General features: G+C 31.9%; 31 protein-coding genes. 15 read left to right on the forward strand and 16 right to left on the reverse strand.

What is annotated here, in order from left to right; genetic code table 11:
- Positions 1–4 precede the first annotated feature (4 nt).
- Positions 5–295, reverse strand: coding sequence for an Asp-tRNA(Asn)/Glu-tRNA(Gln) amidotransferase subunit GatC (gene gatC / locus NIL_RS03085; protein WP_187648158.1), 291 nt, complete (start codon positions 293–295; stop codon positions 5–7).
- 148 nt (positions 296–443) lie between these two features.
- Between gatC and NIL_RS03090 the strand changes: the two genes are divergently transcribed.
- Genes NIL_RS03090 through NIL_RS03120 form a run of 7 tightly spaced genes read left to right on the forward strand, consistent with a single transcriptional unit; the run spans position 444 to position 6,153 of the window.
- Complete coding sequence (locus NIL_RS03090; RefSeq protein WP_187648159.1) at positions 444–1,049, forward strand: tetratricopeptide repeat protein; 606 nt, start codon at positions 444–446, stop codon at positions 1,047–1,049.
- Positions 1,049–2,053 carry a hypothetical protein gene (locus tag NIL_RS03095; protein ID WP_187648160.1) on the forward strand — a complete coding sequence of 335 codons (1,005 nt, stop codon included), beginning with the start codon at positions 1,049–1,051 and terminating at the stop codon, positions 2,051–2,053. The genes NIL_RS03090 and NIL_RS03095 overlap by 1 nt, the downstream gene beginning before the upstream one ends.
- Positions 2,050–2,382: a hypothetical protein gene (locus NIL_RS03100; RefSeq protein ID WP_187648161.1), complete on the forward strand. Its 333-nt coding sequence runs from the start codon at positions 2,050–2,052 to the stop codon at positions 2,380–2,382. The genes NIL_RS03095 and NIL_RS03100 overlap by 4 nt, the downstream gene beginning before the upstream one ends.
- The gene (locus tag NIL_RS03105) at positions 2,369–2,989 is read left to right on the forward strand and encodes a type III pantothenate kinase (protein WP_187648162.1); all 621 of its coding nucleotides are present in this window, start codon (positions 2,369–2,371) and stop codon (positions 2,987–2,989) included. The genes NIL_RS03100 and NIL_RS03105 overlap by 14 nt, the downstream gene beginning before the upstream one ends.
- Positions 2,983–3,597 carry an ATP phosphoribosyltransferase gene (gene hisG / locus NIL_RS03110; protein ID WP_187648163.1) on the forward strand — a complete coding sequence of 205 codons (615 nt, stop codon included), beginning with the start codon at positions 2,983–2,985 and terminating at the stop codon, positions 3,595–3,597. Before NIL_RS03105 ends, hisG begins: the two co-directional genes overlap by 7 nt.
- 2 nt (positions 3,598–3,599) lie before the next feature.
- Positions 3,600–4,283 carry a class I SAM-dependent DNA methyltransferase gene (locus NIL_RS03115; RefSeq protein WP_187648164.1) on the forward strand — a complete coding sequence of 228 codons (684 nt, stop codon included), beginning with the start codon at positions 3,600–3,602 and terminating at the stop codon, positions 4,281–4,283.
- A 4-nt stretch (positions 4,284–4,287) separates the two neighbouring features.
- Complete coding sequence (locus NIL_RS03120; RefSeq protein WP_187648165.1) at positions 4,288–6,153, forward strand: HDOD domain-containing protein; 1,866 nt, start codon at positions 4,288–4,290, stop codon at positions 6,151–6,153.
- Between the two features lie 21 nt (positions 6,154–6,174).
- Here the strand turns inward: NIL_RS03120 and rpsR are convergent, their stop codons facing one another.
- The 5 genes from rpsR to NIL_RS03145 form a co-directional block, all read right to left on the reverse strand.
- Positions 6,175–6,447, reverse strand: a complete 273-nt coding sequence (gene rpsR, locus NIL_RS03125; protein WP_187648166.1) for a 30S ribosomal protein S18 — start codon at positions 6,445–6,447, stop codon at positions 6,175–6,177.
- Positions 6,448–6,460: 13 nt separating this feature from the next.
- On the reverse strand, positions 6,461–6,925 hold the full coding sequence (gene ssb, locus NIL_RS03130; protein ID WP_187648167.1) for a single-stranded DNA-binding protein: 465 nt from the start codon (positions 6,923–6,925) through the stop codon (positions 6,461–6,463).
- Between the two features lie 12 nt (positions 6,926–6,937).
- Positions 6,938–7,303 carry a 30S ribosomal protein S6 gene (rpsF, locus tag NIL_RS03135; RefSeq protein ID WP_187648168.1) on the reverse strand — a complete coding sequence of 122 codons (366 nt, stop codon included), beginning with the start codon at positions 7,301–7,303 and terminating at the stop codon, positions 6,938–6,940.
- Positions 7,304–7,380: 77 nt separating this feature from the next.
- Entirely contained in the window at positions 7,381–8,358 is a 978-nt protein-coding gene (gene holA / locus NIL_RS03140) for a DNA polymerase III subunit delta (protein ID WP_187648169.1), read from the reverse strand.
- A gap of 107 nt (positions 8,359–8,465) precedes the next feature.
- Positions 8,466–10,415 carry a ribonuclease R family protein gene (locus NIL_RS03145; protein ID WP_187648170.1) on the reverse strand — a complete coding sequence of 650 codons (1,950 nt, stop codon included), beginning with the start codon at positions 10,413–10,415 and terminating at the stop codon, positions 8,466–8,468.
- Between the two features lie 137 nt (positions 10,416–10,552).
- On the opposite strand from NIL_RS03145, the gene ilvC reads away from it, so the two are divergent.
- From ilvC to NIL_RS03170, 5 genes are all read left to right on the forward strand, one after another.
- The gene (ilvC, locus tag NIL_RS03150) at positions 10,553–11,575 is read left to right on the forward strand and encodes a ketol-acid reductoisomerase (RefSeq protein ID WP_187648171.1); all 1,023 of its coding nucleotides are present in this window, start codon (positions 10,553–10,555) and stop codon (positions 11,573–11,575) included.
- A gap of 39 nt (positions 11,576–11,614) precedes the next feature.
- On the forward strand, positions 11,615–12,598 hold the full coding sequence (locus tag NIL_RS03155) for a divergent polysaccharide deacetylase family protein (RefSeq protein ID WP_187648172.1): 984 nt from the start codon (positions 11,615–11,617) through the stop codon (positions 12,596–12,598).
- 95 nt (positions 12,599–12,693) lie between these two features.
- The gene (locus NIL_RS03160; RefSeq protein WP_187648173.1) at positions 12,694–14,031 is read left to right on the forward strand and encodes an SLC13 family permease; all 1,338 of its coding nucleotides are present in this window, start codon (positions 12,694–12,696) and stop codon (positions 14,029–14,031) included.
- A gap of 8 nt (positions 14,032–14,039) precedes the next feature.
- Complete coding sequence (locus NIL_RS03165; RefSeq protein WP_187648174.1) at positions 14,040–14,810, forward strand: DNA-processing protein DprA; 771 nt, start codon at positions 14,040–14,042, stop codon at positions 14,808–14,810.
- Between the two features lie 62 nt (positions 14,811–14,872).
- Positions 14,873–15,331: a hypothetical protein gene (locus NIL_RS03170; RefSeq protein ID WP_187648175.1), complete on the forward strand. Its 459-nt coding sequence runs from the start codon at positions 14,873–14,875 to the stop codon at positions 15,329–15,331.
- A gap of 4 nt (positions 15,332–15,335) precedes the next feature.
- On the opposite strand, the gene NIL_RS03175 is transcribed toward NIL_RS03170, so the two are convergent.
- The gene (locus NIL_RS03175) at positions 15,336–15,491 is read right to left on the reverse strand and encodes a hypothetical protein (protein WP_187648176.1); all 156 of its coding nucleotides are present in this window, start codon (positions 15,489–15,491) and stop codon (positions 15,336–15,338) included.
- Positions 15,492–15,623: 132 nt separating this feature from the next.
- On the opposite strand from NIL_RS03175, the gene NIL_RS03180 reads away from it, so the two are divergent.
- Both NIL_RS03180 and NIL_RS03185 read left to right on the forward strand, forming a co-directional pair.
- Positions 15,624–16,727 carry a S1C family serine protease gene (locus NIL_RS03180; RefSeq protein WP_370686705.1) on the forward strand — a complete coding sequence of 368 codons (1,104 nt, stop codon included), beginning with the start codon at positions 15,624–15,626 and terminating at the stop codon, positions 16,725–16,727.
- Positions 16,728–16,802: 75 nt separating this feature from the next.
- On the forward strand, positions 16,803–17,924 hold the full coding sequence (locus NIL_RS03185; protein WP_187648177.1) for a multiheme c-type cytochrome: 1,122 nt from the start codon (positions 16,803–16,805) through the stop codon (positions 17,922–17,924).
- On the opposite strand, the gene NIL_RS03190 is transcribed toward NIL_RS03185, so the two are convergent.
- Positions 17,914–18,420 (reverse strand): ferritin-like domain-containing protein, encoded by a 507-nt coding sequence (locus tag NIL_RS03190; RefSeq protein WP_187648178.1) that lies wholly within the window; start codon positions 18,418–18,420, stop codon positions 17,914–17,916. The two genes, NIL_RS03185 and NIL_RS03190, sit on opposite strands and share 11 nt — an antisense overlap.
- 266 nt (positions 18,421–18,686) lie before the next feature.
- Here NIL_RS03190 and NIL_RS03195 point away from each other — a divergent pair, with 266 nt between their 5' ends.
- On the forward strand, positions 18,687–19,109 hold the full coding sequence (locus NIL_RS03195; protein WP_187648179.1) for a Fur family transcriptional regulator: 423 nt from the start codon (positions 18,687–18,689) through the stop codon (positions 19,107–19,109).
- 65 nt (positions 19,110–19,174) lie between these two features.
- On the opposite strand, the gene xth is transcribed toward NIL_RS03195, so the two are convergent.
- The 8 genes from xth to hemW form a co-directional block, all read right to left on the reverse strand.
- Positions 19,175–19,954, reverse strand: a complete 780-nt coding sequence (gene xth, locus NIL_RS03200; protein ID WP_187648180.1) for an exodeoxyribonuclease III — start codon at positions 19,952–19,954, stop codon at positions 19,175–19,177.
- On the reverse strand, positions 19,935–20,123 hold the full coding sequence (locus NIL_RS03205; RefSeq protein ID WP_187648181.1) for a hypothetical protein: 189 nt from the start codon (positions 20,121–20,123) through the stop codon (positions 19,935–19,937). Before NIL_RS03205 ends, xth begins: the two co-directional genes overlap by 20 nt.
- Before the next feature lies 1 nt (position 20,124).
- Positions 20,125–20,607: a SixA phosphatase family protein gene (locus NIL_RS03210; RefSeq protein ID WP_187648182.1), complete on the reverse strand. Its 483-nt coding sequence runs from the start codon at positions 20,605–20,607 to the stop codon at positions 20,125–20,127.
- Entirely contained in the window at positions 20,607–21,794 is a 1,188-nt protein-coding gene (locus NIL_RS03215) for an NAD(P)/FAD-dependent oxidoreductase (protein ID WP_187648183.1), read from the reverse strand. Before NIL_RS03215 ends, NIL_RS03210 begins: the two co-directional genes overlap by 1 nt.
- Positions 21,795–21,864: 70 nt before the next feature.
- A complete protein-coding gene (gene queA, locus NIL_RS03220) occupies positions 21,865–22,893 on the reverse strand; it encodes a tRNA preQ1(34) S-adenosylmethionine ribosyltransferase-isomerase QueA (protein WP_187648184.1) in 1,029 nt (342 codons plus the stop codon).
- Complete coding sequence (gene tatC, locus NIL_RS03225) at positions 22,880–23,626, reverse strand: twin-arginine translocase subunit TatC (RefSeq protein WP_187648185.1); 747 nt, start codon at positions 23,624–23,626, stop codon at positions 22,880–22,882. Before tatC ends, queA begins: the two co-directional genes overlap by 14 nt.
- Positions 23,619–24,002, reverse strand: coding sequence for a Sec-independent protein translocase protein TatB (gene tatB, locus NIL_RS03230; RefSeq protein WP_187648186.1), 384 nt, complete (start codon positions 24,000–24,002; stop codon positions 23,619–23,621). Before tatB ends, tatC begins: the two co-directional genes overlap by 8 nt.
- A gap of 86 nt (positions 24,003–24,088) precedes the next feature.
- Positions 24,089–25,141, reverse strand: a complete 1,053-nt coding sequence (gene hemW, locus NIL_RS03235; RefSeq protein ID WP_187648187.1) for a radical SAM family heme chaperone HemW — start codon at positions 25,139–25,141, stop codon at positions 24,089–24,091.
- Between the last annotated feature and the right edge of the window lie 6 nt (positions 25,142–25,147).

The following is a 25,147-nucleotide window of genomic DNA, read 5'->3' on the forward strand; positions in this document are numbered from 1 at the left end:
TAAATTACTCTATGATTTTTGGCACTATGAAAAAATTGTCTGAAGATTTCGGAGCGTGCTTAAGAATTTTTTTACCTATCTCTTCGTTTAACACAGGTTCGTCTTTTCTAAAAGTAGAACCTCCTTCAAGTGTTGTAAAAGTAGCTTCTAGGTTGGAGAGTTCAAGTTCGTTAAGGTTTTCTACGAATTCTAAGAATCTATTTAGCTCTTTTAATATCTCATCTTTTTTGGTTTCATCTACTTGAATTTGAGATAAAACTTCAAGTCTATGTAACAATTTAGAATCTATTTGCATATTTTCTCCTAAAAACGTATTTAGTTTTAGTTAGTTTGTTTAATGCTATTTTACCATAAATAATATGCTTTTTATGTTTCATTTGATAATATACTGCGTTATAATAATAGTAAAATTTTAGCGCATAGCGCAAGAAAAAGGGGAAAAATTGGGTGTAAAAGAGAATATAGAGTATATAAAGGAGGAGCTCTCCAACGAAGAGAAAATGCTTGAACAGATTGTCAAGGCAGAAAGGTTTTACAAAAGGCATAAAAAGACTCTTATAACATTAATCTTTGCAGCAATTTTAGGCTTTATGGCTTATGTTGGATATGAATTGGTAAGAGAGCACAACCTAAAACTCTCTAATGAAGCTTACTTGAAGCTTCTTGCAAATCCAAAGGATAGTGAGGCGTTAAAAACGTTAAAAGAGAAAAATCCTACACTTTATACCGTTTTTGAGTTTAGAGAAGCCATAAAAAATAACGACGCTAAAAAGCTTGAAGAGATAGCTTCAAAGGATATATCCATAATATCTAATATAGCAAAATATCAAGCCGCATCTCTTTTAAGGGAACAAGAAAAATTGAAAAGTTATCAATTTGATCAAAAAGCAATATTGAGGGATTTAGCTATTTTAGATGAAGCCTTTTTACTATATGAAAAAGATAGTATAAAAGAGGCTAGAGAAAAGCTTAAAAACGTAAAAGAAAACTCTATTGTTTACCCTTATGCACAATTTTTGCTTCATTATGGAATAAAAGGAAATATGTAATGAAAAAGTTTTATTTTGTTTTTTTTATCTCCTTTTTGTTTTTTAGTGGTTGTAGCTCCAAACAGTATTTTGAGCCTAAAGAGATTGCTGGAAAAGTGGAGTTTGACAAAGAATTACCGGCAAAGATGATAGATGTTACTAGAGACGGTGCTACATTAGAAAACGGACAAGTTATAACTGAGGAGGGTCTTCTTGATGTCAAGCTTCCACAAGGTTTTGAATTTATAGGAGATGGAGAAGAGTATATCGTTGGGGCTAATAATTGTGGAGATATAGTCATAATTGATAAAAAAAGTAAAAAAACTGTTTTTAAAAAACATTTTGATTTAAAAAGAGCCAGTGCCGCAAAAATAAAAGGGGATATATTAGCTTTAGTTTTTGATACTAATGAGATCATGGTTGTAGATTTTAAAAAAGATGAAGAACTTTATTCTCAAAAATCGGATAAGATCTATTCAGTAGATACTAAAATAGCTTCGCCATATTTTTTAGGAGAGCTAATTTTGTTTCCTACATTAGACGGGAAGATAATAATAGTTGATAAAGTAGGTAAAAGGGCGATAAGAAATATTTTAGTCGGTACTGAAAAGTTTTTAAATAATATCATATTTTTAAATGTTTTAAACAATAGGTTAATAGCGGCTACACCAAATAAAGTTGTTTCAGTTAACCCTAAAAATATAAATACTATAAATATTGATTTAAGTGATATTCTTTTTGTAAAAGATGCCGTTTATATTTTGGCTAAAGATGGAAGAGTAATAATGACAGACCCAGATCTTAATATCTTAAAAACCAGAAAATACCCTTTTGCCCACTTTACGGGTATTGTTTACGGCGAATATATATACATAATTGAAAAAGAGGGTTATATCATCGCTACTGATCACTCTTTAAGAGTTTCTAATGTTTTTGAACTTTCAGATAAGATAGAAGACTATATTTTTACCTCTAAGGATAAGATTTTTTACAAAGACAAGTTTTTCCAATTGAATAAAAAATGAAAAAAATTGTTGGAATTTTTAAAGATAAGAATATAGTTTTTAAAGAGTTAAAGAGGATTCTTTTAAGTGAACTTGGAATAAGAAAGAGATACGAAGTTTTTGAAGGAGTAGATATCAAAAACAGATTCTATCTTGTTTTCAAGGTAGAAAGAAAAAGCAGATTCCTCTCTAAAAACGCCGAAGATTTAATAGATATCTACCATAAAGTTTCAAAAGAGAAAGAGCACAGTTTTAGATATGTATGTGTTCTTTTTTTAACGCCTTTTTGTTCGAAAGCAAAAGATATTTTATTGAGCAAGGATTTTAAGGTAATAGATGCTACTTTGTGATATAGGAAACAGTTTTGCACATTTTTGTGATGGAAAGAGAGTTTGGAGAGAAGAGCCAGATAGCTTTTTAGAAAAATATTTGGATAAAAAGGTCTATTTTATAAATGTTAATGAAGATTTTAAAAAATCGTTAATCAAAGCTAAAAACTGGATAGATTTGGAAAAATATACAGATTTCGATACAAATTATAAAGGTATGGGAATAGATAGAAAAGTATTATGTATTGCGGTAGAAGATGGCGTCGCAGTAGATGCGGGTAGTGCGATAACTGTTGATTTGATGGAGAAAGGGGTTCACAAAGGCGGTTTTATAATTCCGGGATTTAAAAGAATCGAAGAGAGTTACTCTTTGATTTCGAAAAGACTTAGATTTAAACTCGACTTCGATATAGACTTAAACAATATTCCTCAAAACACTAAGAGTGCAATTAGTTATGGCGCTGTTAAGCCGGTGGTTTTGGCTATACAAGATTTTGCCAAAAATAAGAAAATTTATTTAACAGGCGGAGACGGAGAAAAGATTTTGCCTTTTTTGAATAATGCGGAGTATGATGAAAAATTGATATTTAAAGGGATGAAAAAGATAATAAAGGAAAAGTTATGCTAACTATTGCGCTTCCCAAAGGTAGGATAGCAAAAGAGACTTTAGAGATATTTGAAAAAATTTTCGATAAAAAGTTTCAGTTTGGAGAAAGAAAACTAATTTTGGAAGATGATAATTTTAGATTTTTACTTGTGAGAAATCAAGATGTTCCAACGTATGTTTATCATCAAGCAGCCGATATAGGTGTAGTAGGTTTAGATGTTTTGGAAGAACAAAGACTTGATCTTGTCAGACTTCTTGATATGAATATAGGTATATGTAAAGTTGCAATTGGAATAAAAAAAGAAGAGGAATTAGACTTTTCTAAACCATCTTTCAAAGTAGCGACTAAAATGGTAAATATCGCTAGAGATTTTTTTTCAAAAAGGGCTATTCCGGTTGAGATAATAAAACTTTACGGCTCTATAGAACTAGCACCGTTAATCGGGCTTGCAGATATGATTGTTGATATTGTTGAAACCGGTGAAACTATGAAACAAAACGGTTTAAAACCCGCGTATACCATTATGGAGTCAAGCGCTCATCTTATAGCCAATAAAAACAGTTTTTACGCAAAAAAAGATGAGATACTCGATATCTATGAAAAGATATCTTTGACAATAAAAGGATAGATTTGAGTTTAGATTTATACGCTAAAATTGAGCCTTATCTTGGATTTGAAAAAGAGGTGGGCGAACTTCATGATATTTTTTTGGAAAAACTTTTAAATTTAGGAGCGAAAAAGGTTCTTGATATTGGGTGCGGAAGCGGCGATTTTTTAGTAAAAGCTAAAAAAGCAGGAATAGAGATAGAAGGTATTGATCTTAGTTTTAATATGGTCCAAAACGCTTTAAAAAAAGGAGTAAATGCTTATCATAAAGACTTATGTGAAGTTGATGATAAATATGATGCGGCAGTGGCTATTTTTGATGTTTTAAACTACCTTAACTCCGAAAATTTCAAAAAATTCCTCTGTTGTGTCGATAATGTTTTAGTAAAAAATGGCCATTTTATTTGCGATATAAATACTCTTTACGGTTTTGAAGAGATAGCGCAAGGGGTTGTCGCTATCGATAAAGATAATACTTTTATATCTATAGAGGCAGAGTTTGAAAATAAAGAGTTAAGAACTAAGATAGTAATGTTTGAAAAAGGGGATAACGGTTGCTATAAGAAAAGTAGAGGAGAAATAGTACAATATTATCACGATATCGATAGCTTAAAAAGCTGTAAAGGTTTGAAACTTACGGACATGGATTTTATAGCACTTTTTTCCGATATTTCAGATAAAGTAATATTAACTTACGAAAAGGTATAAAAAAATGGGGCTTTTTGGTTTTGGAAAAAATAAAAAAAAAGAAGAAAAAGCTGTAGCCGAAAATAAAAAAGAGGAGAAATTAAGTAAAAGAAGCTATGATAGATATCATGTGCAAGGTCTTTATGTTCCAGGTTTTGGCGAAGTTTTAGATATTTCCAAAGCAGGAGCGGCAATAAAAAAAGTAGAAGTAGATGAGATAAAAAGAGAGAGTATAGATATAGAGCTTGAAAATGTAGAGGTTAAAGCTAAGATAAAAAGACAGACTCTAAAAGAGGTCGGAGTAAATTTCGAAGATGAGCTAAATACTGAAGAGATAATAAAAAAACATATTAGAAAACCTAAAAAATATATATTTAAAAACAAGATGCCCGTTTCAAAAATAGATTTTGACGAAGACGGGACACTTGAAAAGATAAAAGCTGTAATAAACTTGATGTTGGAGCTTGACGACCCAAATACTTCCGTAGAAAAGTTTAAAACTCACATAGAAGCACTACCAGTTTTAAGAGAAAAAATTTTAAAGAAAGCAAATACGGTAGAATCGGCAGGCAAATCTAAAATAGAAAATGTTACTACAGCTATTACTAGAATAGGTTTTGAAGAGACTAAAAAGGTTGTGTATAATTATATTAATGCTCAAATATCATTATCAAATGAAAATTTTACAAACTTTGAGCATTATGAGTTTTATAACATTTTAAAATCTTCTATTTTTAAAAAACTTGCTCCTCTTTTTTCTTTTAGAGATATTAGAAGCGAAGGTAGATCGCTCTTGACTACAGATATTATAGGAATAGAGCTTTTGATAAATATAGCTCCAAAAGATTTTAAAAATATATACAAATCTCCAAAAGAGCTTTACTCTTATACCTCTAGAATATATGAAGAAAAAATTTTCGGTATTAATTTTTTAGATGTAAATAGAGACTATTTTGTAAATCGTCTAGGACTATTTAGATATCTATATGATGGATATATATTGGCTCATTTATCTCGTCATCCATATCTTGAGTTTAGTAACGATTTTAATATAATGTTAAGTTCTAGAAAACTTAGATTTTCCTATATAGCATATTTGACAATTTTGGCTTTGGAGTTTATCTTATCTAAAGATAAAAAGAGTGGAACTATATTTTTAAATAGATTAAAAAGATTCGGGCTTGATAGTTCTAAAGCACTATCTTTTTTAAATGAAACCATATTTGAGGCAAATGAGATTCTTGAAAAGTTAGAAGTCGAAAATAAAATTAGACCTGTATCATATCCCAATATAGCTTTGGGGGTAGAAAAAAGTTTTGGCAAGGAGCTTCATATTTCTGCTTTTATAGAAAAGATGGATTTTGTATCGAAAAATGGGGTAAAAAGAATCGCTTTTAGGTATGAAGATCCTTTTTGTGCAATGATGTTTATAGATAATGCTTTAAACTCTTTAGAGTTTAACTTCTATGATTTGCCCTTTTGTATCGTACCATCGCAAAATCTTAAAGATGATGAGTTAAAAATAGAAACATTTAACGGTTTTGACTTGGTGATTTTTAAAGATATAGAAAAACTTCCGAAAAATATTATGGATGACTTTTTAAAATTGTGGAAAGATTTTGAAGGTAAGATTTTTGTGACATATAGTGCTTACTCAATGATCGATTTTAACCAAAAAAAGCTGCACTCCCTATTTAAAGACTATATTATAGAGATACCTTCTTGTTTTGATCATAAATATATTTATAAATCGATGTTGGAAATAGCATGTAGTGAACTAAATAAAGATTTAAATATGAATATATGTTCTGTTTCCGAATTTTTAAATGATGTTTATTCGATTGATTCAATATATAAAGTAGGCGTGGAGAAATTTTTTAGAGAGTCTTAAAGGAGCAAAAGCTCCTTTAAATTAAAACAGAGGCTTAATCTCTTCAAATGGATTTGCGATAACTCTTTTTCTATCAACTATATATGGAACGATAGCAGCGTGTCTTGCTCTTTTGATAGCCTCTTCTACCATCTCTTGATGTTTTTTACAGTTTCCTGTAAGACGTCTAGGCATAATTTTATATCTCTCACTTAAAGAGTGTTTTATAAGCTCCACATCTTTATAGTCTATAAACGTAACTTTAGCTTCGCAATATTTACAATATCTTTTTTTGAACTTTCTTTTTTCTGCCATAATTATCTCCTAACTAAAATGGTATTTCGTCATCTTCAATATCAATTTCTGGAATTTCCGGTTTAGAAGCTGTTTTTTGGTACTCGCTTTGAACCGGCCTTTGGCTGTTTGCTTCTGAAGTCGGTTCAGCAATAGGGCTTATTGTCTGTTCCTCTCTTCCCCCTATCATCTGTAAGTTATCCACAGCAACTGAGTGTTTGCTTCTTTTTTGTCCAGAAGAGTCAACCCACTGCTCGAAAACAAGCCTTCCTTCTATAAGAACTTTTCTACCTTTAGAAAGGTATTGGTTGGCAATCTCCGCAGCTCTACCAAAAAGAGTGATGTCTATAAAGCAGACCTCCTCTTTTTGTTCTCCTGTTTGAGTTTTGAATCTTCTGTTGGTGGCTATGGCCGTTTTTGCTATAGCCGTGCCGTTTTGGGTATATCTAAGCTCTATATCTCTTGTGAGATTTCCGAGCAGTACGACTCTGTTATACATAGTTATTTCCTGTTATTTGGCTGCTTCTTCAGTTGCTTTAGTCTGTTTTTGTGCTTTTTGAACCATTCTTTCCCAAGCCGCTATATCTTTTTTAGTTTCATATTTGATAGTCAAAAATCTTATAACATCTTCCGTGATTCTGTAGATTCTCTCTAGCTCTCTAACAGTTTGTGAAGGTGCTTTGAAATATATAACAAAGTAGTGTCCTCTTTCAAACTTCTGTATAGGATAAGCAAGTCTTCTTACACCAAAGTCTTCATACCCGGCTACTTCGCCACCATTTTTTTCTATAACTTCTTTTATGAAGTTAAATCTTGCCTGAGTCTCTTCTTCAGTAAGAGTAGGCTTTAACACAAAAAGTGTTTCGTAATATCTCATCTTTTCTCCTTTTGGCTATATATCCGGCAAAGCCGGCAAGGTTATTTTAGATTACTCTAAAATAGGTGCTGATGTTATCATAACAAAGCTTGTATTTTTATTAAAGTTGAAAATAAATAACTCTTTTTTTCTATATTGGAAACACTTTTTAGGACGAGTTCACTATCTTGAAGAGCTTTAAAAATATCCAAGAAATTTTGTTCTTTTAGTTTTATAGCTAATTGCACCCTCTCTTTTTCGATCTGAGGTGGAAGTTTATAGCCCAAAACCTCACGTGAATCGAATCTTCCGTTAAGTTTGATGTATGAATGAAACATAAAAAGTTGCTGTAAAAAATTTTCCAGGCCCAAAATAACTCTGATTTCGTTTATCTCTTCCTCTTCTAACTTTTTTAAAATTTTCAAAATAGGCTTTTTATTTAAAAGATCAATATAAAATTTTTCAAGATTGATGGTATTAAGAGGATAGACAAGTTCATCTATCTCCTTTGAGCCTATTTTTTCTTTATTTATTGACAATTTTTCAAGTTCTTTCAAAGCCAACTCTATATTTATATCAAGCCATAAAAGAAGATGGTTAAGAGAGTAGTTGTCTATATCTATCCCTTTTTTTTGCGCAAATGCGGAAAGTATGGCTTGTGCTTCATAGAGAGTTGCCTTAAAAAATCTAACACTTTGAGCTCTTTTTTTCTTATCGAATGATTTTTCCACTTTTTTTGCATCGTTTGAGTAGAGTTCAAATATAAAAAAACTGTTTTCGTTTTTGTTGCAAATATCTACTAAAGTATCAAGTTCGTTTTTTGGCAACAATTTTTCATGTTTGATGATTAAAAGATTGGTATCTCCAAACAAAGATGATTGAGAAAGATAGTTTTTTGCCCCCTCGAAACTGTATTCGTCAAAATAGTAAACCAATCTATTCTCTTTGTCAGGAGAGAGTAGTTGGGCAATCTTGTTAGAGTATTCCTTTATATAAAAAGGCTCTTCGCCATAAAGCAGTATAGATTTTAGATTGTATCCTTTGTTTAAAAGCTCGTCTAGGGCTTTTTTGTACATAAGTTGCCTTTGTTTACTTAATTTTCCAATGGAATGCTCTGAAAAATTACCAAATTTCACTCAGGTGAGTTAAAATTTTCTATTAAATTTGTAATTTTGCAGAAATCTCAATTTATAATTGATGAATCTTCTTCAACCCTTCTTGTAATTTTCCCTATAATTTTTGTAGTAGCGATATCGGCATCTATAATTTCAATGTATAGCTTATCAAAAAGTTCCACATCCACTTTCGGTAGAAATACTCTAGCTCCAGCTATTTCATCTTCAATTACCGCAATAGGTGTAGATTCCGGATCGGTAACTATAGCAAAAAACTCTTTTTTGATATTTTCTTTAGCCCATCTAGCAAATTTTCTATCCATAAAATCCCACTCTACTTTTGCGGCTTCACGCTCTAGTTCACTTATTTTAACCGTTAGTGGTTCAATGTTTCTCATAATGAAATCTAACCGTTTTTTATCGTTTTTTAAGATAGCTTTTAAAAGCCTGTGAAGCGTAAGATCGGAATACCTTCTAATAGGCGAGGTAAAATGGGTATACGCTTCAAATCCTAGACCGAAATGGCCTATATTTTCAGCCGTATAAGCTGCCTGTTTTTGCGTTCTTATTAAAAGTTTGTCAACATATTGTTTGATATTTTTTTCACTTGCTTGTTCTTGAATCGATAAAAATAGAGAGTGTAACGATTTGAACTCTTTTGTAAAAATTCCTATGGTTGCTAGTTCGTTTAAAAGTTCTTCGATTTTTTCTGGACTCGGTTCTTCATGTGTTCTAAAGATTCCGTATTCGAACATTTTAGCGGCGGCTTTGTTGGCCAAAAGCATACAATCTTCTATTAAAGCGTGTGAGGGGGTGTCTGTTTCGATATGTGTAGCGAGAAGATTATGGTTATCATCTAACTCCATTCTTATTTCAGGATTTGAAAACTCAAATCCTTTTTGAAGCCTTTTTTCTCTTATTTTTGAGGTAAGTTTGTAAAGAGGAAGAAGAAACTCCAAAATCTCTTTGTCTGTTTCGTCTAAATTATCAAATTTTCCATCTAAAAACTCATCGACTCTGTCATAGCTATATTTTCTTCTAGATTTTATTATTGCGTCAAAAAACTCCTCATTTTTGGGTTCTAAATTTTCATCTAGTATTATTTTACACACAAATGCTAGTCTTAAAACGTCTGGTTTTAAAGAGCAAACCCCTTCACTTAACGCTTTTGGCAGCATAGGTATTGATTTATGGGGAAAATAGATAGAAAAACCTCTCTCTTTTGCTTCCTTGTCTATATGTCCGTACATTGTTACATATTCGCTTACATCCGCAATAGCTACATATAGCGTATTCTCTTTTATATCGTAATATATCGCATCGTCATGATCTTTTGCAGTTACAGGATCTATAGTGCAAAATGGCAGATGTGAAAGATCTACTCTTTCAGGATAGAGCTCAGGTTCAATGTAGTCAGGATACGCTTTTGCTTCAAGTTCGGCTTCAGCTGAAAACTCCTCTTTTTTGTTATATAGAGCCAAAGAGATTTTTTCATCAACTTTTGGATCATCCAAAACACCTAAAATTTCAGTAATTATCTGATGTTCATTGTCTATTTTTGCTACCGTTTTATCAGGGAGTTTTTTTAAAGATTTTTTTGAAGCTTTAACAGCAAGCGGTAGGGCGGTTTTTATATTTAAAAACTGCAGTTTTTCGGCATCAAAGACTCCTACGCTAAATTTAAATGCTTTTTGGACTATAAAAACTACCTTAGCCGAAGGTCTTCCTTTTGATTTGAAGATCCTTTTTGCTATGACTAAATCCCCTTTAGCGGCACCATTTAAATGTTCTGGCTCTATCAAAAGATCTTTTGCCTTAATGCCAATTTGCTCTAGATATCCAGTTCCGTTTCTGGAGATATCTACTTTTCCTACTCTGTATCTGGAGCTGATTTTTAAAACTTTTCCGTCATCTTTTACGATTTTAAGTTTTATAAGTTCGTTTACCAAAGGCCAGTCACTTCTTGGGACATCTTTTTTCAAAATACCTTTGATAAGTTTTATCATTAATTCTTTCATCTTTTTCCTATGTTTGATTTTTCCAAATTGAACGATTTACTATGCATAATTAATATATTATATCAAACTTGCTTTTTTTAGTCTATTTTTACCTCTTTTTGGATAGAATTAGCCAAAATTTTCAAAAAAGGAAGAATATGGCTCTAAATATCTATTATGATAAAGATTGCGATTTAAATATCATAAAGAGCAAAAAAGTAGCAATTATAGGTTTTGGTAGTCAGGGACATGCACATGCCGAAAACCTAAGAGATAGCGGAGTAGATGTAAAAATTGGGTTATACAGAGGCGGAAGAAGCTGGGAGAAGGCCAAAAACAAAGGCTTTGACGTTTTGGATGTTGCAGATGCGGCTAAATGGGCCGATGTTGTGATGGTTTTGATACCAGATGAGATTCAAGCCGATGTTTACAAAGCGGATATCGAACCTTATCTTGAAGCCGGAAACGCTTTGGCTTTCGGGCATGGATTTAATATTCATTTTGGACAGATTATTCCAAAACCTGAAATTGACGTTATTATGATAGCACCGAAAGCTCCAGGTCACACTGTTAGAAGTGAGTTTGTAAAGGGAGGGGGTATTCCTGATCTAATAGCAGTTTATCAAAACGCTACTGGAAATGCCAAAGAACTTGCATTAAGTTATGCTTGTGCTATAGGTGGCGGTAGAACTGGGATTATCGAAACAACTTTCAAAGATGAGACAGAAACGGATCTATTTGGAGAGCAAGCCGTTCTTTGTGGTGGTGTAACGGCTTTGGTTCAGGCTGGATTTGAGACTTTGACAGAAGCCGGATATGCTCCTGAGATGGCTTACTTTGAGTGTTTACACGAACTTAAACTGATCGTTGATTTAATGTATGAAGGCGGTATTGCTAATATGAGATACTCTATAAGTAATACGGCGGAATATGGCGATTATGTAAGTGGACCTAGAGTTATTAACGAAGAGTCTAAAAAGGCTATGAAAGAGATCCTAAAAGAGATTCAAAACGGGAAATTTGCAAAAGATTTTATTCTTGAAAGACATGCCGGATATGCAAGAATGCATGCTGAGAGAAACAGAATGAAAGAGTCTTTGATAGAGCAAACCGGCGAAAAACTAAGAGCTATGATGCCATGGATCACTGCAAATAAAATTGTTGATCAAGACAAAAATTAAACAAAGAGCTCTTGCTCTTTGTTTAAATGAGAATAGAATTTGGCTAAAAGAAAGAAAAGAGCCTATCAAAAAAGAAAAACTACAAAAAAATTCAATCTTCAATATCTAAATCTAAAAATCTTTTTTTTAATTTTAGTAGTTTTTTTATTTTCTGGTATAAGTGGTTACATTTTTTATAAAATAGGATTTGATAAAGGGTACGAGAAAGCCTCTTTGATTGCTAAAAGTAAGATAGAGGCAATAAAAAATGAGGAAAATCGAGCTCTGCAAAAACATTTAAAAGAGTATATGTCTGAAATAAAAGATTATAAGCAAAATGTTTATAAAGAGATTAAAGAGAAAAAAGAGATAGAACAAAAAGTTTTTGTCACTAAACCTAAACTGGCGATTATTATAGATGATGTAGCTTTTTACTACCAGGTAAAGGAGTTAAAATCGTTAGATTTTCCAATAAACCCTTCTTTGTTTCCGCCAAGTAACAGGCATCCTAATACTCCAAAATATGCAAAAGAGTTTAAATTTTATATGGTTCATTTGCCATTGGAAGCTAAAAATTTTTCATCTGCGGAAGCACAAACGCTTTTGACCACTTCTACTTATAATGAGATAGAAGATAGAATAAAATATATAAAAAAGTGGTTTCCCGAGGTGAAATATTTAAACAATCATACGGGTAGTGCGTTTACTGCCGATAAAGAGGCGATGAAAAGGTTGATAACGGTTTTGCGAAAGTATGGATTGAAGTTTATTGATAGTAGAACAACCGCTTTAACCAAAGTGGAAGTTGTAGAAAAGGAGTTTGGAGAAAAGTATCTTGCAAGAGATGTTTTTTTAGATAATGAACAAAATATCGACTATATAAAAGGTCAGCTAAAAAAAGCCGTCAAAATAGCAAAAAAAAGAGGTTACGCCATCGCTATCGGTCATCCACATCCAAAAACTATCGAAGCTTTAAGAAAGTCTAAAGATATTTTAAAAGAAGTGAAGTTAGTATATATTGATGAGTTAGATATAAAACATTAGTAATTGGTATATTGGTTATTTGTATATTGAGAAGATGCAAAAATAGTAAACTAATATACAAATACACCAATATACTAAAGAAATAAAGGCAAATTATGCGTAAGCTATTAATTGCTATGGGTATATCTTTACTCCTTTTTGTTTTAAGTTCTTATGTGTTTGAACCACTCCAAGCAAGACTAATAGGAGTTGTTGCCTTTTTAGTGGTGTTATGGAGTAATGAAGGGCTTCCTTTAGGGATAGTCTCTTTATTTCCTCTTATACTTTTTCCAGCTTTAGGAATAGTTGAGTTAAAAAGTGTTGCTCCAAACTACTCTAAACCTATCATATTTTTATTTATAGGCGGTTTCTTACTTGCAGTTGCTATGCAAAAGACAAAGCTACACGAAATAATCGCCCAAAAACTCTTATCTTTTTTTCCAAATACTCCAAAAGGGATAATTTACTCTTTGGCTATAACTTCGGCAGCTCTAAGTTCATTTTTATCAAATACTACAGTTACGCTTATGATAATGCCGATAGCTCTTTTTTTAACGCATAATCTTAAACTTAAGGTAAGGTTTTTGATAGCGACAGCTTACGGTGCTAGCATAGGAGGTATTTTTACCCCAATCGGTACTCCTCCTAACTTAATATTTTTAGGGTTTTTAGAAGATATAAGCATAAAAGCTCCTACGTTTTTAGAGTGGATGATGTTGACTCTTCCTATCGTAGCCTCAATGCTTCTTGTTGTTCCTTATCTTCTTTCAAGAAGCGTAAAAGATGAGGTTTTAGGTGCAAAAGTTGGTGCTAAAATAACATCTTTGACAACACAGCAGAAAAAATTATCTATAATTTTGATAGTTCTTATTTTGCTTCTTGTTTTAAACGCTCCCATAAAACCTTTTTACAGTGGATTTGGATTAAATGAGAAGATAATTTTGCTTCTATTTGGTATTTTGCCATTTTTGCCTGGAGTAGGTATATTGAAATGGGAAGATTTCAAAGAGATACCTTATGAAATTGTCTTTTTGTTTGGTGCAGGATTTAGTATAGCTACAGCATTTATAAAAACCGGCCTTGCCTCCACTTTGGCATCATACTTTGAAATCTTTTCGGGTGTTCCTATGTTGCTGATTCTTTTTTTAGTGGCACTATTTGTCTCTTTCTCTACGGAAATAACGAGCAATACCGCTTTAACCTCCATAGCTTTGCCTATCTTTTACGAATTTGCCAAAAATAGCTCACTAAATCCAGAGATTTTACTATTTACAGCGACTATTGCGGCTAGTTATGCTTTTATGCTTCCGATTGCCACACCTCCTAATGCCATAATTATGTCTAGTAGAGTCATCAAAGTAAAAGAGATGGTAAAAATCGGTTTTTTTATTAACTTGATCGGAGTATTTGTGGTATCTTTTGTGGCTATAGTTTTTTGGAACAACTATTTTTAGGTTTTTTTATGAAAGAAATAGAAGCAAAAAAGATTGAAGAGTTTAAAGAGCTTAATTTAGATAAGATTTACTATATAGGGGATATCTCTCTTTTACAAAAGCCTAAAATCTCTATAGTTGGAACCAGAAGACCGTCAAACTATACGAAAGATTTTACTTTTAAACTTGCAAAAATGTTATCACAAAGAGGATATGTTATAGTAAGCGGTGCGGCTATGGGGGTGGATGCTTTAGCGCATAAAGGTGCCGAAGCTAAAAATACTATAGCCGTTATGCCGGGTGGAGTAGATATAAGATATCCAGCGGTGAATATATCTTTGATAAAGAAGATAGAAGAGAACGGTTTAGTGATAAGCCGTTTTGAGAAAGGTTTTAAACCCGCTCCTTGGAGTTTTGTTGTTAGAAACGAGATGGTTGTGGCATTGGGAGAGTTTTTGATCATAACCCAAGCCGATATAGGTAGCGGTTCGATGAGAAGTGCCGAGATTGCCTTAAAACAGAAAAAGAAGATCTATGTTTTGCCGCACAGAGCAAATGAGAGTTTAGGAACAAACTATCTTTTGAAAAACTCTTTGGCTGAGCCTATTTACGATATTGATGAATTTTGTGAAAGATTTAAAACTTTAAACTTAAAGAGCGATCCTTTTACTGAGTATCTAAAAAGTTCTCCTCTTTACGAAGATGCAGTAAAAAAATATTCTCAAAAAATTTTTGAAGCCGAAGTAATGGGAGATATAGAGATAATTAGCGGTAAAATTGTATATAAAGGAAATCGGTAAGAGTTTGAAAAAGAGCTACAATAGCCTAATTACAAAGATAAAAATTTTTATTTGGAGGTGTTATGAAAAGAGTTCCTTTGGGAAAATATGCAAAATTTTTAAGAAAAAGCAGGTTTGAAATAATTAAACTTACACTTCAAAACAAAATTGCTTTTGAAGAGGTAGTTGAAAACGGTAAAAAAATAACATATATTTTGGTAGATGATGAGACTTATGAAAGTATATACTCTAAAAGCGCCAAAAATGATAATAATATAAAACTATATTGCAAAAAGAGTGAAGAGTTTTTAAAAAGTTTAAAAGAAAGTGATTTTGAAAAGATAAAAATATTGGTTTTAGATGATGAAAAAGTTCTGTTTTTAAAAGATTTTGTAAAAGATATTGTAGATATTGAGGCTGTTTTTGAAGGTGATGAACAAATTGTAATAGTGTTTAAGGGATTGAAAGATAAAAAAGTGCTTCTTTTGAGATTTGAAGAAGAAAAAATCAAAAGTATTGCCGCACCTAAAAGATGCGGCTAAACTTTTACTTTTTGGAAGTTTTTTGTTGGCTTGTTTTTGATTCGATATAATCTTTTTTGATCATCTCTTTCTCGCCATCTTGGAACCAGTATGGATTAAGATACTCTCCTGCGAAACTTACCGCTGCAAATGTAACCAAACCTAAAACTATCTTTTTCATAACATCTCCTTGTTTTTTTATTTGAACATGAGAATTATACTCATTATTGCTTAAATAGGACTTAAATTGTCCTAATTAAATTTTTTGTTTTTATAAAGCCTATTTTTAGTAAAATTTCTTAAAAAAAGAGGGATAAAGGTGAATTTTTATAAAAGAGTTTTAACATTTACACTTGCTTTGATGCTTTTGATGATTGTTTGGGAAATGATTCCTTTTTTGGAAGTTTTGATATCTGCAAAACCTAAACCTGTAACTCCAAGAGGTGAGCTCAGTTCCATAGAGAAAACAAATATAGAGATTTTTGAAAAAAACAAAGATAGTGTTGTATACATATCAACACTACAAACCGTTGTGGATTATTGGAGTCTTAGCGTATTTAACGTGCCAAGAGGAACAGGTAGCGGGTTTATTTGGGATGAGTTTGGACATATAGTGACAAACTATCACGTTATAGAGGGAGCAAGTGAAGCTAGAGTAAGACTTAGTAACGGTCAAGATTACGATGCAGTTTTAGTTGGTGCAGATCCTAGCCACGATCTAGCTGTTTTAAAAATAAAACCTATTCCCGGGGTTATGAAGCCGGTTATTATTGGTAGTAGCAAAGATTTAAGAGTAGGGCAGATAGTTTATGCCATAGGAAATCCTTTCGGTTTAGATTGGACTATGACTACAGGAATAATTTCTGCTTTGGATAGAGTTATAGATGAGGGAGAGGGAGTAAAAATAAAACATGCAATCCAAACTGATGCGGCGATAAATCCCGGAAATTCAGGAGGGCCTTTACTAGATAGCGCTGGAAGAGTTATAGGTGTCAATACCGCTATTTATAGTCCTAGTGGAGCGAATGCCGGTATAGGCTTTGCTATACCTGTTGATCTGGTAAATAGAGTCGTATCTCAGCTTATTGCTTATGGTAAATATATAAAACCTACTCTTGGGATAGAGAGTGATGATAGGATGAATGCTCTTTTAAAAAAGAGATTCGGTATTGAGGGAGTGGCTGTTTTAGGAGTACAACCTGGAAGCGGTGCTTTTAAAGTAGGATTGGTTCCCGCAAAAATCTATGCGGACGGTTCTATAATGTTTGGAGATATTATAACCGCTATAGATGGAAAAAAAGTGGCTACTTTTAAAGAGTTGGAAGAGTATCTCGATGAAAAATCTATAGGAGATGAAGTTGTTATAGAAGTTTTAAGAGGCAAAAAACGTATGAAAATACCCGTTATATTGGGATAGCCGATTTTTAATATTTATCAATCACTAAAATATATTTTTTTATAATATCACAAAAAAATTTTAGGAAATAGTAAAATGAAAAAGAGTTTTTTATTGCTTCTAATTTTAACTATCTCTATTTTAGCGGAAGAGTTTACCGCAAATAAGGTATGTAAAGCTTGCCATCCTCTGATATATAAAGAGTATGTGAGTTCAATGCATTTTAAATCTACTATTTTTAGAGATAAGATACACAGAAAAATATTTTCGATTCACCCTCTTTCAAAAAAAGAGAGATATCAGTGTGCAAAATGTCATACTCCTACTGATAAAGAGCTGTTAAATAAGTGTGAGTCTTCACAAAAAGCTATGCCTAAAAGTGATAGCAAAGGACAACAAGAGGCGATTTCATGCTCTTACTGTCATAGGATTAAAGATATAAAAGAGCATGCTAAAATGAATCAAAATATTATTAACGATAAAAAAAGATATTTTTACGCCGATGATAAAAATATAGAGGGAGTTAAAGAGTATAGTATAAAAAAAGGTGTTTTCGTATCTAGAAGCGGCTCTCCTTATCATACTATTGATACTACCAATGAACTTTTTAAAAACGGTAAAGTCTGTTTAGGATGTCATTCTCATAAGCGAAACCAAAAAGATTTCCTTATATGTAAAACGGAGTTTGAGGATAGCAGTAAGGAAAACTGTATAACTTGTCATATGCCAAAGGTTGGCGGAAGTTTTGTAAATCATATAGATACTAAAATTCATAGGTATCATGGGTTTAGCGGAGTTTTCAACACTCCAGAGTTTTTGAGCAAATATATAGAGTTAAGTATTAAAAAAGATAAGTTTTTAACTATAAAGATAAAAAACAGAGCACCGCATAATATTTTTTTACATCCTATGAGAGTTGCTGCTTTAAAGGTAACTATAACAAATAAGGGAAAAAAAATAGCAGAGTTTGAGAAGAGATTTTTAAAGATTTACGGCAAAAACGGTAAGAAAGCTCCACTTTGGGAGGCTACTGAGATTTTAAAAGATACTACGTTAAAAGCAAAAGAGAGTAAAAATGTGACTTTTGAGTATATTCCTAAAGAAAAAGACGTTATAAAAGTTGAATTTGGATTTTATATTATAAATCCCGTTTTAGCTAAAAAACTAGATTTAAAAGAGTTTTCAGATTTTAAAGTTTTACGAACAGTTATCTTTTAAACTGTTCGATAAATTCGCTGATATCTTCATAAAGTGCTTGTAAATCTTCTTCATGCTCAACTTCATCGGCTAAAATGGAAGATACTATATCATAGGTCACTATATCTTTTCCTTGAGTCATTTCAGCCAATTTAGAGTAGATATCAATTGCACACTGCTCACCTTTGATGGCTTGGTCCAATATGTTTAAAACATCAGGATTTGTAGGGGCTTCATAACTGCAGTTTGCATAAGAAAACCAATCTTTTGGATGAAGTAAAGGTGTTCCACCAAGCTGTAAAATCCTATCTGCTATCATAGTTGCATGTCTAAGCTCATCTGCCGCATGTTGATTTAGTTCTGCTACAACTGAATCTTTCATAATACCTTTTATTACTTTAGACTCTATAAAATATTGATAATATGCCAACCATTCGTCAGCATATGCTTTGCTTAAAAGTGCAATAACTTCATTTGCATCAATTCCTTTTAGTATACTTATACCTTTTCTTGCCATTTTTCTCTCCTATTTTATTATTGTTTAACAGACAAAAATTAAAGGAAAAAATTTATCCTTTTAGAAAGTATTGCATTATGTTGCTTAATTTAGTATTAAATAAGAAAAAATATCAACTAAAAAATTTTGTGTCAAATAATATATATTATTTGACAAAATTGTAAGTTTATAGTATATATAGGTTTAAGTGTTAAATATCTATAGTCAAGAGATATTAAATGATAATATGTTAAAAATCTTGATTTAAAAGTAAAAGAGGGGAATTTATGCAAGAATTAGATTTTTCTAATCTACTAAAAAAGTATGATCTTAAAGCAACACCACAAAGAGTTATTTTTTTAAGAGAGTTGCAAAAGGCGGGACATTTGAGTATAGAAGAGCTAGAAAGTAGAGTTAAGAGCGTCATTCCTACTATATCTACCGCAACGATATATAAAAATATAAATTCGATGGTTCAAAAAGGTCTTTTACATGAAGTTAAACTTCCAGGAATAAAAACAAAATATGAGATTACAAAAAATAGACATGCTCATTTTTTTTGTGAAAGCTGTCAAAAAGTTTTAGATATTGAAATAAATACATCATGTATTTATCAAGAGATAGATAAAGAGTTTAGTATAAACGAGGTTAATATTTCTATTCAAGGAATATGCAAAGAGTGTATGAAAGATAATAAAAAAGTATCTTGATTTTTCTACTCTGAATATTTTTAAAGTATATATAAGCTATAGGAGATTATTTCGATGATTTATTATTATATTTCAAAGACCGCAACTACTGGTGCATGATCGCTAGGGGTAGGTTTACGTCTGCGTCTCGTCCACATATCTACTTCTATGTTTTTAGAATTTAAAGTTAAAATAGGAGAAGTCAAAATATAATCTATCCTCATTCCCTCATCTCTCCAAACAGCAGCGTTTCTATAATCCCACCAGGTAAATCCATGTTTTTTTGGATGAAATTTTCTATATAAATCAACCAGTCCAATTGATAAAAGTTCTTCAAAACTTTCCCTCTCATCATCCATAAATCCCACTGTTCCTCTTAACACCTCAGGCTCCCACACATCTATCTCATCTCGAGCCACATTCATATCTCCTACTAATGCTATCTTATCTACGCTAATATCAAAACCGTTTAGGATATACTCTTTTAGGTGTCTGTAAAACTCCAATTTATAAGCGTGTCTATCTCCTTCAATATCGCCGTGTGGAACATATACGTTTAATATATCTATACCTTTGATCTTTGCTCTAATGAATCTCTTTTCTTTATCCCAGTACTCATCGCCAAAACCTTTTTGAACATTTTCAAAACCTAGTTTTGAGCAGATTGCTACCCCGTTATATGCTTTTTGTCCGTAAACCTCACACAAAAACCCTAGTTTTTCAAAATCTTCAAAAGGAAAATTTTTATCTTCGCACTTTAACTCTTGTAGGCATAAAACATCAAGTTCTATCTTTTCGGTAAGCCATCTTAGGAGAAGATCTTTTCTAGCCCGAATCGAATTGACATTAAATGTGGCTATTTTCATTCTCTTCCTCTTTTAAAGAATCTAAAATGATTTTATTTAATTGGTCTTTATCTATCTCTTGATGCGAGATCTTTTTTTTAGGTTTTCTAAATTCAAGATAGGTACCTACTAATACAAAAACGATGATAAATATTAAAATAGCAACTCTAGATACTGTATCAGTGCTCATTTTAAATATTTAATCTTTTAAGTAGTTTGGGAGATAGAAAAGATTTAAGTTCCATCTCTTCTAGATTTATACCTTCACACTCTATAATAGAGGATTTTTTAACATCAATACTTAGAAAACTACATCCTAAAAGTTCACCCACAATTTCAGAAATATCCGGTTCATGTCCTACAAGAGCTATATTCTCATAATTTTCATACTCTTTTATCAAAGTTTTAAAATCTGTATATGATGCTCCCGGATTTAAAAGCGGCGTGGTTTGGTAAATTGCCTTAGGATAATATTTGTGAATAATTTTAGCGGTTTGTATAGACCTTAATGCTTTTGAAGATAAGATAATCTCTATCTCAAATATATGAGAGATTTTTTCAAAAAAATCTTCGCTAACTTTGATACCTTTTTCACTTAAAGGTCTTAACATATCATCATCATGCCACTCTTCTCTTTTAAAAGCTTTTGCATGTCTTACAAACAATATTTTCATCATAAAGCCTTTTTGTAAAGTTTCAAGATTTTATATCCTTTCAAAGCTTTAATTTTCAAAGGTATTTTATAATACTTCTCTATGCCTTTTTTTATAAGCCATCCCAAAACTCCATATATGTTAAATCCAAAGGGAGTTGAAACTATCGCAAATTTTCCACCTAGTGCTATAGCTAAACCTCTTAGCTTAATATCTACTTTTTCTAAAGGCTCTCCGCTTATATGAAAAATAGTGTTTTTTGCAGCCAAAACCCCGCTTTGCTCGGCACTTTGAGCAGTTGGAGGTATAGTTTTCCCATATTTATCCAGAAGTTTTGCCGCATCTCCTATTGCAAAAATATTTTCTTTAATTCTCAAATATTCGTCAACAATCAAAAATCCTTTTTCATCTTTTTGAAAATTTAGACTCTTTATAAACGGTGATGGCTCAATCCCGCCTGTGAAGATTGCAAAGTCAAAATCAATATGTTGACCATTATCTAAAATAACCCTTTGTTCATTAATCTCTTTTACATAATTTCTAACAATCTCCACTCCCAACTCAGTAAGTCTTTGGACACTCTTTTTTCTTGTGCTTTCGCTTTGCCCTTTTAGTATATGTTTAGAGAGAAGTTTTATGTGTATATTTCCACATGTAAGAGCATTGTTTTTAGAATATTTATTAAAAAAGGATCTCATTTCAGCTGCTATTTCGACACCGCTTAATCCTCCTCCTATTACGACTATATTGAAACTTTTTTTGGCGATTTGGGGCTCTAGTCTATCAAAAAGCTCTTTTTCGAAATACTGTTTTACTTTAAGTGCTGCCCTTAGGCTTTTAACTCCCAATGAGTTTTTTCCTTTTTCTTCGAATCCTTTCAAAAATTTTGTAACACTTCCAGTTGCTATGATAAGATAATCAAACTCATACTCTCTGTTTTTACATACGAGTATATTCTCTTTTATATCTAAAGCCTCATCACATACAAATTTGAAATTTTTTTCAAAACTTGCGACAAGAGTGGGAAGATATACGAATGTGTCTTCAATCGGAATTTTGGAAGCTACAAGATCGTAACTTTCTGTTTGCAGATAGTGATAAGTGTGTTGGTCTATTAAAGTTACTTCTATATCTTCATTATATAGTGCAAATGTCTCTAAAGCTTTTATACCGCCATAGCCTCCTCCGACAATAATGATCTTTTTCATGTTCCTTCCTTAGTAAGGGTTAATCTATTATAGAAGTATAAAACTTAAATAGTAATAACTTTTAAACTTTTTACAATATCAGCATCGCATCTCCGTAGCTGTAAAATCTATACTTTTTCTCTATTGCTAGTTTATAAAGCTCTATAGTCTTTTCAACCCCTATAAATGAAGCCACAAGCATAATTAAAGTAGATTTTGGCAAATGAAAGTTTGTTAAAATGTGGTTTACTCTACGAGGAGGATTTAAAGGATTTAAAAAGAGATCACATTCACCTAAAGGTTTTTTGGTTTTAGTGTAATGCTCTACAGTTCTGGTAACCGTTGTACCTACCGCTAATATTTTGGCTTCTGAATCTATAAGTTTTTGAGTATCTTTTGGTATTTCATAATATTCGCTATGCATTTTGTGTTCTATTATATTTTCGGTTTCTACGGGCTTAAATGTTCCTGCGCCTACATGCAAAGTTACAAATTTTGTATCGAACTCTTTTTTGATCTTTTCCAAAAGTTCTTTTGTAAAATGCAAAGATGCCGTAGGTGCGGCAACAGCACCTGCTTTTTGGGCAAATAGGGGCTGATAGTTTGTTTCATCCTCTTTTTTATCTTCTCTGTCGATATAAGGAGGCAGAGGTATGTGACCAATTTTATCTAAAATGTGTAAAAGTCCTTCAAAACCTATCTTCTTTTCCTGTAGGTAAAACTCTACAACTCTACTTCCATCCTCTTCCAAAGAGATTACTTTGGCTTTTAACCCCAAATCAAATAGCAAAATGGTTTTAGGTTTTACTTTTCCTCTTATAAATACGGAAAAAGTGTGATTTTTTAAAGGTCGATTAAGCAAAAGTTCCACTTTTCCGCCGCTGCTTTTTTTGCCAAATATTCTAGCTTTGATTACTTTGGTATTATTAAAGATTATATGGGTATTTTTAGGTAGAAAGGAGCCAAGTTCTTTGAAGATAGTGTGTGTTACACTATCTTTTTTTCTATCGTAAACTAAAAGTTTTGCACTATCTGGAGGATTTGCTGGTTCTTTAGCTATAAGCGATGGAGGAAGATAGTAGTCGTAACTATCTACCTTTAAAGGATCAAGAGTTTTCATTCTCTTTTTCGTCTTCTTGCTCTTTTTGGGCAGGATTTATCATTTTAGCTATTAAAATGGAAACACCGTAAAGAATCACCAAAGGTCCTGCCATCAAAAGTTGAGAAAGAACATCAGGAGGTGTTAAAAGAGCGGCAACCGCAAAGATGATGATAATCGCATATTTAAAAAAAGATTTCAAACTCTCATCAGTTACAAGACCAAGCATTGCGAGAAAAAATGTAATAACAGGAAGTTCGAACGAAATACCAAAACCAAACATTAGTTTAGTAAAAAAACCCACATATTCTCCAATACTAGGAAGTGCGGTAAAGAGTTGGCTTCCAAAGTTTATAAGGTAGCTAAAACCAAATGGAAATACAACATAGTAAGCAAAAAGAGCTCCTAATACGAACATAAGAGTAGCCGAAAAGACAAATGGAAGAACCATCTTTTTTTCATGCTCATATAGTCCAGGTGCTATAAAAAGCCATAACTGCCAAAAAATTACAGGCAAAGAGAGTATGATAGAGGCGAAAAAGGATACTTTAAGGGCTGTAAAAAAAGCCTCTCCAACTTTTGTAAAAATTACGTTGCTTCCGGAAGGTAAAGCCTCTTTTAAGGGCATTATCATCCAATCTAATATATACTCCCAAAAGCCGAAGCAGATTATAAACATAACAAAAATAGTGGCTATAGATATGAGAAGCCTTTTCCTAAGTTCTGCCAAATGAGGTTTTAACTCTTCAAACATTCGCTTTATCCTTATCTTCTAATTCTGGTTTTCTTTTTTTAAACTTTACTACTTCTTTTTTAGCCTCTTTTTTTTCAAGTGCTTCTTCAATCTCTTTAGACTCTTCCAAAACATCTTCAAAATCACTTAAATGGGCAATACTTTCTATCTCTTTGCTTACAGTTCCTATCTTCTTTTTATATTCTAAAGCCTCTTCTTTTAGCTCGCTTATTTTTATCTCTTCTTCTAAGGAGTTTTTAGCATCATTTACCGCTCTTTTTACACTTTTGAAAAACTTTGCAACATCGACTAAAAATTTAGGTAATTTTTCGGGTCCTAAAAAGATGATTGCTACTACGGCAATCATTAATAATTCAGTAAATCCCATACCAAACATATTTTAAACCTTTATATAGGATAATTTGAGTTAAATTCTACATAAAAAGAGATTACAAAAGTATAAAGAGTATTATAAACCTTTATTTATCCTATCAAGTAAAGAGCTATTTCATCGGCTAAAAAGAAGTTTTTGTTATATAGTCTGTTTTGTTTTTCATATATCTTATTTTCATTTTTCAAAATTTCTGCTCTTTTTAGCATATTTTCATTCAAAATTTTTATATCTACTCCAACAATACTTCTAAAACCTAGAAAAATCTTTTCTGATATAAGATCTTCATTGCTTAAATTTTCTATTGAAATCTTTAGAGGTTCTTTTATATACTCTTCGATATCATTGCATACGTAAAATCTACGATTTTTTAAAAAACCAACCGCTGAGCAACCTACGCCTATATAATCTCTGTGTTGCCAATATCCCAAGTTGTGTTTAGATTTATAATTGCCGAAATTGGAAATTTCGTATTGTTCGAATTTTTCTTTTATCATATCTGCTATGAAATAGCCAATATACTCATCATCTTTTTTAACCTCTTTTTTCCCAAAAAACGGTGTGTTCTCTTCTAAAGTGAGTGCATAAGCGCTTATATGATTTATAGGAAGGCGAAAGGCAGTGTCTATATCTTTTTTTAAAAGTTTTTCAGTATCTAGAGCTGTTTCGTAGATGATATCAATCGAGATATTTTCAAATCCGCATCTATAGGCATTTTCAACAGCGTTAATTGCCTGTTTTGAGTTGTGAGATCTTCCTAAAAATTTCAATTTTTTGTTATCAAAACTTTGAACGCCGAAACTTATCCTATTTACCCCAAAATTTCTCATATTTGTAAGCCACTCTTGTTTGGCACTGTTTGGATTGGCTTCAACGGTTATTTCCACGTTTTCTTTTAGATAAGGTTCTATTTTTTTAAAAAAGTTTTCATAATACAAAGCATCTAAAGTTGAAGGAGTTCCTCCACCTATAAAAACTGACTCTATACTTTTCTTTTTTACTTCAAATCTTTTTAATTCAAAATCTAATTGCTTTAAAAGAGAATTGATATATGCTACTTTTAGATGATGCTTTTCTACGTAAGAGTTAAAACTACAATAAAAACATTTGCTATCGCAAAAGGGTATATGAACATATAAAAGCAAGTTAAT

The organism is Nitrosophilus labii (assembly GCF_014466985.1).
Lineage (GTDB): Bacteria > Campylobacterota > Campylobacteria > Campylobacterales > Nitratiruptoraceae > Nitrosophilus_A > Nitrosophilus_A labii.

Bases quoted from the DNA above. Each gene is read 5' to 3' on its own strand.
- tatC (WP_187648185.1), bottom strand. From the start codon at position 23,626: ATGTTTGAAGAGTTAAAACCTCATTTGGCAGAACTTAGGAAAAGGCTT.
- gatC (WP_187648158.1), bottom strand. From the start codon at position 295: ATGCAAATAGATTCTAAATTGTTACATAGACTTGAAGTTTTATCTCAA.
- xth (WP_187648180.1), bottom strand. From the start codon at position 19,954: ATGAAAATAGCCACATTTAATGTCAATTCGATTCGGGCTAGAAAAGAT.
- tatB (WP_187648186.1), bottom strand. From the start codon at position 24,002: ATGTTTGGTATGGGATTTACTGAATTATTAATGATTGCCGTAGTAGCA.
- ilvC (WP_187648171.1), top strand. From the start codon at position 10,553: ATGGCTCTAAATATCTATTATGATAAAGATTGCGATTTAAATATCATA.
- NIL_RS03190 (WP_187648178.1), bottom strand. From the start codon at position 18,420: ATGGCAAGAAAAGGTATAAGTATACTAAAAGGAATTGATGCAAATGAA.
- NIL_RS03105 (WP_187648162.1), top strand. From the start codon at position 2,369: ATGCTACTTTGTGATATAGGAAACAGTTTTGCACATTTTTGTGATGGA.
- NIL_RS03100 (WP_187648161.1), top strand. From the start codon at position 2,050: ATGAAAAAAATTGTTGGAATTTTTAAAGATAAGAATATAGTTTTTAAA.
- rpsR (WP_187648166.1), bottom strand. From the start codon at position 6,447: ATGGCAGAAAAAAGAAAGTTCAAAAAAAGATATTGTAAATATTGCGAA.
- NIL_RS03195 (WP_187648179.1), top strand. From the start codon at position 18,687: ATGCAAGAATTAGATTTTTCTAATCTACTAAAAAAGTATGATCTTAAA.
- NIL_RS03210 (WP_187648182.1), bottom strand. From the start codon at position 20,607: ATGAAAATATTGTTTGTAAGACATGCAAAAGCTTTTAAAAGAGAAGAG.
- NIL_RS03175 (WP_187648176.1), bottom strand. From the start codon at position 15,491: ATGAAAAAGATAGTTTTAGGTTTGGTTACATTTGCAGCGGTAAGTTTC.
- NIL_RS03095 (WP_187648160.1), top strand. From the start codon at position 1,049: ATGAAAAAGTTTTATTTTGTTTTTTTTATCTCCTTTTTGTTTTTTAGT.
- NIL_RS03215 (WP_187648183.1), bottom strand. From the start codon at position 21,794: ATGAAAAAGATCATTATTGTCGGAGGAGGCTATGGCGGTATAAAAGCT.
- NIL_RS03170 (WP_187648175.1), top strand. From the start codon at position 14,873: ATGAAAAGAGTTCCTTTGGGAAAATATGCAAAATTTTTAAGAAAAAGC.
- NIL_RS03185 (WP_187648177.1), top strand. From the start codon at position 16,803: ATGAAAAAGAGTTTTTTATTGCTTCTAATTTTAACTATCTCTATTTTA.
- NIL_RS03160 (WP_187648173.1), top strand. From the start codon at position 12,694: ATGCGTAAGCTATTAATTGCTATGGGTATATCTTTACTCCTTTTTGTT.
- NIL_RS03205 (WP_187648181.1), bottom strand. From the start codon at position 20,123: ATGAGCACTGATACAGTATCTAGAGTTGCTATTTTAATATTTATCATC.
- NIL_RS03120 (WP_187648165.1), top strand. From the start codon at position 4,288: ATGGGGCTTTTTGGTTTTGGAAAAAATAAAAAAAAAGAAGAAAAAGCT.
- rpsF (WP_187648168.1), bottom strand. From the start codon at position 7,303: ATGAGATATTACGAAACACTTTTTGTGTTAAAGCCTACTCTTACTGAA.
- NIL_RS03145 (WP_187648170.1), bottom strand. From the start codon at position 10,415: ATGAAAGAATTAATGATAAAACTTATCAAAGGTATTTTGAAAAAAGAT.
- ssb (WP_187648167.1), bottom strand. From the start codon at position 6,925: ATGTATAACAGAGTCGTACTGCTCGGAAATCTCACAAGAGATATAGAG.
- queA (WP_187648184.1), bottom strand. From the start codon at position 22,893: ATGAAAACTCTTGATCCTTTAAAGGTAGATAGTTACGACTACTATCTT.
- hisG (WP_187648163.1), top strand. From the start codon at position 2,983: ATGCTAACTATTGCGCTTCCCAAAGGTAGGATAGCAAAAGAGACTTTA.
- NIL_RS03165 (WP_187648174.1), top strand. From the start codon at position 14,040: ATGAAAGAAATAGAAGCAAAAAAGATTGAAGAGTTTAAAGAGCTTAAT.
- holA (WP_187648169.1), bottom strand. From the start codon at position 8,358: ATGTACAAAAAAGCCCTAGACGAGCTTTTAAACAAAGGATACAATCTA.